Origin of the sequence: Candidatus Palibaumannia cicadellinicola (assembly GCF_002855795.1) — a bacterium.
GTDB lineage: Bacteria > Pseudomonadota > Gammaproteobacteria > Enterobacterales > Enterobacteriaceae > Baumannia > Baumannia cicadellinicola_C.
In genome coordinates this window covers 1-9,883 of record NZ_NJPO01000078.1, presented here as the reverse complement: position 1 = coordinate 9,883, position 9,883 = coordinate 1, and the positions used below count along the sequence as shown (strand labels likewise).

Genomic DNA, 9,883 nt, shown 5'->3' with positions numbered 1-9,883 from the left:
TATTCACAGCTATCAGCTATAGACTGAACAAAGCTAGTTACAAGTACTATATTTAATAGTAAGTACTGTTATTGCTATCGTTTGATCCAGCTATGCTACTGGCTCTACCACAGAACGTTAGTTTCTCAAACGTGGGGCCTGTAGTTGCAAACGAATAGATTCAGCTAGTTCATCCAGCGTCGGTTGTTCAGGATGTTCTGGAAAAGCCTCATAGCCTAGCTGAGCTTCTGCTAAATAAGTGTGCACAGGTTTTCCTTCTTCATCCTCCATGACAACGTGGTACCAAGGAGCAGTACGAAGAGTATCATCAGCCGCAATTTTGTCTAGATAGGGCTTATCCAGTGAGTATTCTGGATCAACATCGATAATGACACCTAAGTACCCAAGCAGTTTATGGCGAACTTGTTGCCCTATGCCAAATTTGCTGGCAATCATAAGACCTCCTGTTACAATATACCTTAAACTCAATATGGGGGAAACTACTAGTAAATCAAGGGAGCTCATAGAAATTTAATATCCTACGGGCTTTAAGCGATAGGTAACAAACACATAGTTAATACTACCGTAATTCACAGCAAAAAATTTATCGGTGATAATGAATGAGTTCAATCAAAACGTATAGTAGAATACTGTCTGTAGGCAGGTAAACTACAGACATTTAACAGGTTTCGGTAGCCCTGCAATTCTGGTAGCCTGTTTAGCTGGGCCTTTAGGAAAAAGATGAAATAAATAACAACTATTACCTTTTTCCTTGCCATACTTATGTGCCATAGCTTTGACTAGCATGCGAACAGTTGGTGATATGTTGAACTTGAGATAAAAAGCACGCACAAAGTATATTACTTGCCAGTGTGATTCGCTGAGTTTAATATTTTCCTGACGGGCTATTTCTAACCCTAATGCTTCACTCCAATCACTGGGACGTATTAAGTATCCTTGAGCGTCGGTTGCTATTTCTTTGTTATTAAACTGCATTGATTTTATTCCATTTGATTTGACAGATTTTAATCTATCTTATTGTAAAGACATCTTATGCAATGCAGCAATATCTAGCTATTATGATAATACTAGTAATAGGCTCTTTACAATCAGATTGACTCTGTTTATAGTCGTCTGCGGAGGAGTGGTCGAGTGGCTGAAGGCACCGGTCTTGAAAACCGGCGAAGGAATACTTTCCGTGGGTTCGAATCCCACCTCCTCCGCCATCTTCTTACTAGTATCTAGTATCTACTCTACTATGCTAGTAGAGTATAATAGCTATCTTAATCTAAGATAAGACCTGGAACAAACCATTCACGGCGTGAATTAAGTAAATCTTTAACTGACATCTGCTTTGTCCCCGCTGGTTGCACTAGCGTCAAGATTAGCACCCCATCGCTCGTAGCTATTTTAATTCCGGCTGTATTTGCCGATAATATCGTGCCAGGTACGCTCTTATGGCATATGTCATCGACGTATGCACGCCATACTTTAATTTTTTGATCTCTTACTTGGAAGTAACTGACTGGCCAGGGATTAAAAGCTCTAATGCAGCGCTCTAACTGAATGGCAGGTAATTGCCAATCCAAGCGGGCTTCTTCCTTACTCAGTTTGTTAGCATAGGTAACAAGCGTGCTATCTTGTGGCTCTGCTACTTGGCTACCGTCTACTATCTGCTTAAGCGTTGTGAGTAAAGCCGTAGGACCCAGTTTTGTCACTTTATCATACAGAGTAACGCTGGTATCAAATGGCCGGATAGTACAAGTTACTTTATATAGCATAAAACCGGTATCTAATCCGGCATCTATCTGCATGATCGTTACACCAGTTTCGGTATCCCCTGCCCATAATGCGCGTTGAATAGGTGCTGCTCCTCTCCAGCGAGGTAACAGTGAAGCATGCACATTAATACAACCTAGCTTTAAAAAGCTTAGCATATCCTGCGGGAGAATGAGACCGTAGGCAACTACAACCATAATATCAGCACCAAGATGCTGAACTATACGCTTTCCGTTGTCTTCATGCAGAGAAATGGGCTGGAATACGGGCAAATTATATAGCTGAGCTAGTTGCTTAACTGCACTAGCAGATAAACGATGACCTCGTCCAGCTGGACGGTCAGGCTGTGTAAACACACCGACTACCTGATAAGGTGAATGTATTAATGCTAAGAGATGACACGCGGCGAAATTAGGCGTACCAGCAAAAATAATACGTATAGATTTAGACACAACAATTACTATGATGTTTATATTTTATTTTATGTTTTAGCCGAGCGTATGCGTGCCATTTTGTTCATTTTCTTACCGATAAGCTTTTGCTTCAGTGGCGAAAGGTAATCAACAAATAGTTTCCCAATGAGATGGTCCATCTCATGCTGAATACAGATGGCTTGTATATTATTAGTTTCTAACTGAAAGTAGTTACCACCTAGATCCTGCGCTCGTACTTTAACATATTTAGCACGAGGGACAAAATAATATTGATTTGGTATTGATAAACATCCTTCATCAATACCAGTTTGACCACTTTTGTCCAGCAGCTCAGGATTAATGAGTACCAGACGTTGCACTTGGTTTTCCGAAACATCAATCACAATGATACGTAGGTTAATATCTACCTGTGGTGCGGCTAGGCCGATACCTTTATTAGCGTACATAGTATCAAACATATTATATACTATTAGGTGTATAGTATCATTTATTTCTGTTACTGGCTTAGAAATTTTACGCAGCCGATCGTCAGGGTAATGTAATATTGGTAATATGGACATATTAGTCTGCGTTTTTGCTGGAGCAAAAATTATATTTTTCTATCAGATTAAATCTAATTACCATTGACTAATGGTAGTCGTCAAGAGAAGCTTGAATAGTTGATCGCATAAAATTAAAATCGTACTATATTATATATAAAATATGAGCACTAACTTTGCTAGTGATTACTAATATTGTAGCATTACTACGTCAGCAACAGGTTATAGCTTATCCTACCGAAGCCATTTTTGGATTAGGGTGTGATCCTGATAGCGAAAAGGCTGTACAGAAATTACTAGTGCTAAAACGACGAGATTGGCAAAAAGGTTTAATCTTAGTAGCAGCTACTTATGCGCAATTAGCTAATTATATTGATGACAGTAGTCTTAATATTCACCAGCGTGCGCGCATTTTCGCTTTATGGCCAGGTTTTGTCACTTGGGTTATACCGGCTAATACAGCGACTCCGCGCTGGTTAACTGGACAATTTTCTTCATTGGCGGTGCGCGTCAGTGCGTTTGAACCAGTACGAAGGCTATGTCTAGCGTTCGGTAAACCACTCGTATCTACTAGTGCAAACATAAGTGGAAAATCCACAGCACGCAATGTTGACGAAGTGCGTAAGCAATTTGGTGCAACTTTTCCGGTCATGGAAGGTACGGTAGAAGGTAGAAGTTATCCCTCAGAAATACGTGATGCTCTAAGCGGCGAATTAATTCGTCAAGGCTAATCACTAACGGAGCAATTCTCATAGAGAATAGTGCTGTTTTTGGTAACCCGATTAAACATAGTTTATCACCACAGATTTATGTCTTTTTCGCCGCAGAAATGGGCGTGGAGCCTGTTGTTATAGCATAGTGTCTTACCATCTAGAAAAACTACGGGGACATCTGAGATCTATGATATTCATAATTATGAATCATAGAGCATGTTACTGGCCTGCCATCCGCGCTAACAAGTCATATTTTTGCTTTAGCTCTTTTTCTATCGTTGTGTAAAATGCGCTCATCTTATCAAACTCTATTTTGTTGCTATTAAGCTGGCGGAAGCGCTGCTCCTTAAATAAGGTAGTAGACAAGTCTCCGGTTGGCAAATGAGAGTCTAACACCAACGGTAACTTCCCTTCATGGCTACGTCGTGGATCGAAACGATATAGAGGCCAGAAACCTGTAGCAGTTAGTTGTTGCATTTGAGTATGGCTTAGCGCCAGATCATACCCATGCGCCTCACATGGGCTGTAGGCTATGATCAAAGAAGGTCCTGGATAACTCTCTGCTTCTTGGATAGCTTTGACTGAGTGATTCAACTTAGCACCCAGAGAAATTTGCGCTACGTAAATATGACCGTACATCATCATATTGACGCCTAGATCTTTACGTGCTTTACGCTTACCCTGTTCGCAAAACTTTGTCACCGCACCTAATGGTGTAGCCTTAGACTGATGACCGCCAGTATTTGAGTAACACTGTGTATCTAGCACTAAAATATTAATATTCTCGTTTAGGCTTAAAACATGATCTAGTCCCCCGAAACCTATATCATAGGCCCATCCATCACCGCCAATAAGCCATATAGATTTATCCACTAAATAATCTGCGTCGTTAGATAATTGACGTGCTTGTTTATCCTGTTTGTTAGCTAGCAGACGCCGTAGTTCAAATATTTGCCTACGACGTTCTTCTACCGACACTTCAGCAGTTCGTAGGCCCTCTAGTAGCAATGGAGGCAGTATTGCAACCTGAGTGTTTAGTAAGCGTAGTACCCTTTGGCGATGTTGATCTACTGTTAAACGGAAGCCTAGACCGAATTCAGCATTATCCTCAAACAACGAGTTAGCCCAGGCTGGACCGCGCCCGTCTACATTAGTAGTGTAAGGTGTAGTAGGTAAGTTACCACCGTAAATAGATGAGCAACCAGTAGCATTTGCGATAAGTAATCGATCGCCGTAAAGCTGGGTTAGTATTTTTATATAAGGTGTTTCACCGCAACCGGAGCAAGCGCCTGAATATTCGAATAGAGGAGTGATAAGCTGCGACGTACGAATATTAATATGCTCCAAAGTTGTTGTATCAATTTCTGGTAAATTCAGAAAAAAATCATAATTCACTTTCTCTTCTTCAATATGCTCTAGGCGTGAGGCCATGTTAATAGCTTTCTTTTGTCGATTATTACGGTCTTTGGCCGGACATACTTCAACGCACAGACGACAACCTGTGCAATCCTCCGGCGCTACTTGCAGCACATATTTTTGCCCATGCATATTACGTATTTTTACATCTAAAGATTTTAGGCCCACCGGCGCCCTATTTAGAGCTTGCGGTGCTACTACCTTAGCGCGGATAGCAGCATGCGGACAGGCTGCTACGCAGTGATTACACTGTGTGCAAAGCTCAGATTTCCAAAGTGGTATTTGTTCAGCAATATTACGCTTCTCCCAGCGGGAGCTGCCTACTGGCCAGGTACCGTCTGGGGGAAAAGCAGAAACCGGCAAAGTATCGCCAAGACCAGCTAGCATCACAGCTGTGACTGTTTTGACGAAATGGGGCGCTGCATGAGAAACAATTGGTGGTAGTATCGGACTAACTTCATTTATAGTGCCGAGAGGAACCTCAAATAGTGCGTTGCATGCTGCTTTAAGCGCTTGTAAGTTATGCTCAACTAATTCTAGCCCTTTATGGCTATAGCTCATCACTATAGCTTGTTGTAAAGCTTTCTGCGTCTTACCCCAAGGCAAAAGATTAGTTAATTTGAAAAAAGCCATTTGCATAATAGTATTAATTCGTGTGCCTAGTTGATATTCATGAGCAATCTGCTGTGCATTAATCACATATAAACGCGCTTGGCGCTGAATAAGCAGTGCTTGTACTTCCTGCGGTAACCTAACCCATATCTCGTCTGGACTATAAGGAGTATTCATTAATAATATTCCTCCAGGACGTAGTCGCGTCACAATCTGATATTTACTTATAAAAGTATATTGATTACAACTAACAAAATCTGCATTACTGACGAGATAAGCAGAATTGATGGGTTTTTCGCTGATTCGCAAATGAGAAACGGTCAATCCGCCAGCTTTTTTAGAATCGTAGACAAAATAGCCCTGTGTAAATAACGATGTATTATTACCAATAATTTTAATATTATTTTTTGCAGCAGATACTGAACCATCGCTACCTAGTCCGTAGAAAATGGCTTCTAATTTAGCCAGGCGCGGTAAAGTATTATCTAGTAGTGAGAGTGATAATTGAGTGACATCATCAAATATTCCTACCGTAAAACGTGGACGCGGACGTAGGAGCATTAGTTCTTTAAAAATGGCTAGCACGCAAGCAGGATCGAACTCTTTAGAAGCTAGGCCATAGCGTCCGCCGATAGTCCGTGGTAGAGTTTTACGTTCGCCCAAACTATAAGCTTCTGCTAGCGCGGTCATAACGTCGAGATATAAAGGCTCAGCTAAGGCGCCAGGTTCTTTAGTTCGGTCCAAAACTGCTACGCACTGAATGGTCTGCGGGATAACAGATAGTAAATGCATAGCAGAAAAAGGACGAAATAGCCTTACTTTTACCATACCTACTTTTTCGCCGCTAGTTAGCAGGACGTCAATCACTTCTTCGCAGGTACCAATAGCTGAGCCCATAACTACGATCAATCTTTCAGCTTCGGTATGACCGTAATATTCAAACGGCTGATATTTACGGCCAGTAGCCGCAGCAAACACTGTCATAGCTTCCTGAACATGAAAATAAGTTTTGTTATACCAAGGATTAGTAGCTTCCCTACTTTGGAAGTAAGTATCGGGGTTAGCTGATGTTCCACGCAGTACCGGGCTATCCGGAGTTAATGCGCGACTACGGTGTGCATCGATAGCAGTCTGAGGAAGTATAGCCTTAAGTGTTTCATCCAAGAGCGGAACTATTTTATTTATTTCATGCGAGGTACGAAAACCGTCAAAAAAGTGGATAAACGGTAGGCGACTATTTAAGCTAGCTATTTGAGCAATCAAAGCAAAATCTTGTGCTTCTTGCACGCTGCTGGCACATAACATCGCGCAACCGGTCTGGCGGACTGCCATTACGTCTGAATGATCACCAAAAATAGATAGAGCATGGGTGGCTACGGTACGGGCAGCAACATGTAGCACAAAAGGAATCAACTGTCCTGCCAGTTTATATAGCGTAGGGATCATAAGTAATAATCCTTGGGAGGAGGTAAAGGAGGTAGACAGAGCACCTGTCTGTAACGCACCATGTACAGTAGCGATAGCTCCTGCCTCCGATTGCATTTCCACCATTTTAGGAATATCGCCCCAAATATTAGGCTTACCTAACTCAAATAAGGCATGTGCCTGTTCTGCTATAGTAGAACTGGGAGTTATAGGGTAAATGGCAATCACTTCATTTATGCGATAGGCTACGGAAGCGACAGCATTATTTCCATCTGTGGTGATCATGATTTACCTTTTCTTGCTTGTGGTAGATAAAATCTTTATCTTCCCGTACGAAAATTTCTGACATACAGCACTAACGATAAGATAACAAAGCTATAAAGTTAGCTTATTATGTTATTAATCATTTTTTTAGGTTGTACCCATTCATCAAACTGTTCCTCGGAAAGATAGCCTAATTTTAGTGCTGCAGTCTTCAAGGTTAGTTGCTCTTTATGCGCTTTTTGTGCAATTTCTGCTGCTTTGTCATAACCAATGTGTGTATTGAGCGCAGTAACCAACATCAGTGACTTGTTTAATAATTCTTTAATACGATCGCAATTAGGTTTTATACCAATTGCGCAATTATGATTAAAACTATGAATGCCATCAGCTAATAAGCGTACTGATTGCAAAAAGTTATAGATTACCATTGGACGATAAACATTAAGCTCGAAGTTGCCAGATGCGCCACCTATATTAATCGCGGTATCATTGCCCATGACCTGACAACACAGCATGGTTATCGCTTCGCACTGCGTAGGGTTGATTTTACCGGGCATAATGGAACTACCTGGCTCGTTTTCTGGTATACTGAGTTCGCCAATTCCACAGCGTGGTCCAGAAGATAGCCAGCGTACATCATTAGCGATTTTCATCATAGATGCAGATAAACCTTTTAATGCGCCATGCGCGTGTACTAAAGCGTCGCAGGTAGCTAAAGATTCAAACTTATTGGGGGCCGTAATAAATGGGTAACCAGTAAAATCAGCCAGCAATTTTGCCACGCGTATAGCGTACTCAGGATGAGTATTCAGACCAGTACCTACTGCCGTGCCGCCTAGCGCTAGTTCGCACAGATGTGGAATACTATGCTCTATATGTTCGAGGCTATGCTCTAACATTTTCACCCAACCAGATATTTCTTGACCAAGAGTCAGAGGTATAGCGTCTTGCAGATGGGTACGGCCGATTTTTATGATATCGCTAAATACTGCGGACTTATGGTTCAGAGTATTCTTTAGTTTTTTTATCTCCGGAATTAAATTCCCGCACACTGCTACTACTGCTGCGATATGCATCGCGGTAGGAAAAACATCGTTAGAACTCTGGCTTTTGTTGACATCTTCATGAGGATGAATAAGCCGTGCGGCACCACGCTCCCCACCTAAGAGCTCGCTGGCTCGATTTGCAAGTACTTCATTCATGTTCATATTACTTTGAGTACCAGAGCCTGTCTGCCAAATAACTAGCGGAAATTCATCAGTGTGTTTACCGGCTATAACTTCGTCGGCGGCTTGAATAATAGCATTAGCACACAGATTATCGAGCAATTTGAGCTCATGGTTAACAACAGCTGTTACACGCTTTATTTGCGCTAAAGCATTGATCATTTCTAGCGGTATTTTTTCGTTAGAGATACGAAAATATTCTAGTGAACGCTGAGTTTGTGCTCCCCAAAGCTGTACTGCCGGCACCTCAATCAGTCCCATGGAATCTTTTTCGATACGTGTGTCAGCCATATCTGTCCTCCCATATTAATAGAATCCTTGCTCGGCTATATCCATAGCGAAGTAGCTGATGATAATATCAGCCCCGGCGCGTTTAATTGCGCCTAATGTTTCACGCACAATCTGGTATTCGTTAATAGCGCCAGCTGCTGCTGCAAATTTTATCATCGCATATTCTCCACTAACCTGATAAGCCGCTAGCGGTAAATATGTTGCTTCACGAATATCACGGATAGTATCTAGGAATGCACCAGCAGGTTTAACCATCAGAGCATCAGCTCCTTCCTGCTGATCTAATAGCGATTCATGAATAGCTTCACGGCGGTTCATAGGATCTATTTGGTAAGTGTTTCGGTTACCCTTAAGAGTTGTACCGCTTGCTGCCCGGAATGGACTATAAAAAGCAGAAGCGAACTTAGTTGAGTATGCCATGATGGCTGTTTCATGGTAACCGGCAACATCCAGCGCAGCACGTATCGCCTGGACTTGACCATCCATTGCTGCTGATGGTGCAATAAAATCAGCGCCAGCGTGTGCAGCAACGACTGCTTGACGCCCTAGATTAACGATAGTAGTATCATTATCAATATAATGATCATAAAGTACTCCGCAATGTCCATGAGTAGTGTATTCACAAAAACAAGTATCAGATATCACCACTATATCTCTCACTGTATCTTTACAAATACGTGCAATACGCGCTACTAAACCATTTTCGTTCCAGGTGTCGCTGCCCGTTTCATCCATATGATGTGAAATACCAAACGTCATTACTGATTTAATACCAGCTTTAGCGAAACGCTCGATTTCGAATGCAAGTCGCGACTCTGGGATACGTACCACACCAGGCATGGTGGACACCTGGACATAATCGCTAATGTTTTCCTCAACAAAAATAGGAAAAACTAAATCGCTGACCCTAACATCAGTTTCTTGAAACATAATCCGTAAGGCATCAGAACGCCGTCTGCGGCGGAGACGAGTAAAGGGGAAAACATTAGACATTTTGACTCCTAATATCTCAAGCGCTTAATGAGTAATAGTTACTAACTTTTTAATAATCAATCTTAAGGATATTAAAACTATTTGAAGATAAAGTATCACGTCTGTACTCAACCAGCGGCAAATCAGTAGAATAACCCAGTCCCTTATTACTTGCTAAGTTGAGATATTTATTATTTCTTCGAGACAATTTATTATTAATGAAAAATATTGAT

At 41.6% G+C, this 9,883-nt stretch carries 8 protein-coding genes and 1 tRNA gene; 2 read left to right on the top strand and 7 right to left on the bottom strand.

Annotation, left to right across the window (positions count from 1 at the left end):
- Positions 1 to 117: 117 nt before the first annotated feature.
- Both hspQ and CEX73_RS01570 read right to left on the bottom strand, forming a co-directional pair.
- Positions 118 to 435, bottom strand: a complete 318-nt coding sequence (gene hspQ / locus CEX73_RS01575) for a heat shock protein HspQ (RefSeq protein ID WP_038498794.1) — start codon at positions 433 to 435, stop codon at positions 118 to 120.
- 213 nt (positions 436 to 648) lie between these two features.
- On the bottom strand, positions 649 to 975 hold the full coding sequence (locus CEX73_RS01570; RefSeq protein ID WP_101626857.1) for a TusE/DsrC/DsvC family sulfur relay protein: 327 nt from the start codon (positions 973 to 975) through the stop codon (positions 649 to 651).
- A gap of 142 nt (positions 976 to 1,117) precedes the next feature.
- Between CEX73_RS01570 and CEX73_RS01565 the strand changes: the two genes are divergently transcribed.
- Positions 1,118 to 1,205 (top strand) — tRNA-Ser (locus tag CEX73_RS01565).
- Between the two features lie 57 nt (positions 1,206 to 1,262).
- Here CEX73_RS01565 and fmt read toward each other — a convergent pair.
- Both fmt and def read right to left on the bottom strand, forming a co-directional pair.
- The gene (gene fmt, locus CEX73_RS01560; protein ID WP_101626856.1) at positions 1,263 to 2,210 is read right to left on the bottom strand and encodes a methionyl-tRNA formyltransferase; all 948 of its coding nucleotides are present in this window, start codon (positions 2,208 to 2,210) and stop codon (positions 1,263 to 1,265) included.
- Positions 2,211 to 2,239: 29 nt separating this feature from the next.
- A complete protein-coding gene (gene def / locus CEX73_RS01555) occupies positions 2,240 to 2,752 on the bottom strand; it encodes a peptide deformylase (RefSeq protein ID WP_101626855.1) in 513 nt (170 codons plus the stop codon).
- Positions 2,753 to 2,907: 155 nt separating this feature from the next.
- On the opposite strand from def, the gene tsaC reads away from it, so the two are divergent.
- Positions 2,908 to 3,462 carry an L-threonylcarbamoyladenylate synthase type 1 TsaC gene (tsaC, locus tag CEX73_RS01550; RefSeq protein ID WP_101626854.1) on the top strand — a complete coding sequence of 185 codons (555 nt, stop codon included), beginning with the start codon at positions 2,908 to 2,910 and terminating at the stop codon, positions 3,460 to 3,462.
- Between the two features lie 201 nt (positions 3,463 to 3,663).
- Here tsaC and nifJ read toward each other — a convergent pair whose 3' ends face one another.
- From nifJ to hemB, 3 genes are all read right to left on the bottom strand, one after another.
- Positions 3,664 to 7,182 (bottom strand): pyruvate:ferredoxin (flavodoxin) oxidoreductase, encoded by a 3,519-nt coding sequence (nifJ, locus tag CEX73_RS01545; RefSeq protein WP_101626853.1) that lies wholly within the window; start codon positions 7,180 to 7,182, stop codon positions 3,664 to 3,666.
- Between the two features lie 98 nt (positions 7,183 to 7,280).
- On the bottom strand, positions 7,281 to 8,678 hold the full coding sequence (fumC, locus tag CEX73_RS01540; protein WP_101626852.1) for a class II fumarate hydratase: 1,398 nt from the start codon (positions 8,676 to 8,678) through the stop codon (positions 7,281 to 7,283).
- A 15-nt stretch (positions 8,679 to 8,693) separates the two neighbouring features.
- Positions 8,694 to 9,671 (bottom strand): porphobilinogen synthase, encoded by a 978-nt coding sequence (gene hemB / locus CEX73_RS01535; protein ID WP_101626851.1) that lies wholly within the window; start codon positions 9,669 to 9,671, stop codon positions 8,694 to 8,696.
- Positions 9,672 to 9,883: the final 212 nt, after the last annotated feature.

Bases quoted from the DNA above. Each gene is read 5' to 3' on its own strand.
- hspQ (WP_038498794.1), bottom strand. From the start codon at position 435: ATGATTGCCAGCAAATTTGGCATAGGGCAACAAGTTCGCCATAAACTG.
- CEX73_RS01570 (WP_101626857.1), bottom strand. From the start codon at position 975: ATGCAGTTTAATAACAAAGAAATAGCAACCGACGCTCAAGGATACTTA.
- def (WP_101626855.1), bottom strand. From the start codon at position 2,752: ATGTCCATATTACCAATATTACATTACCCTGACGATCGGCTGCGTAAA.
- nifJ (WP_101626853.1), bottom strand. From the start codon at position 7,182: ATGATCACCACAGATGGAAATAATGCTGTCGCTTCCGTAGCCTATCGC.
- fumC (WP_101626852.1), bottom strand. From the start codon at position 8,678: ATGGCTGACACACGTATCGAAAAAGATTCCATGGGACTGATTGAGGTG.
- hemB (WP_101626851.1), bottom strand. From the start codon at position 9,671: ATGTCTAATGTTTTCCCCTTTACTCGTCTCCGCCGCAGACGGCGTTCT.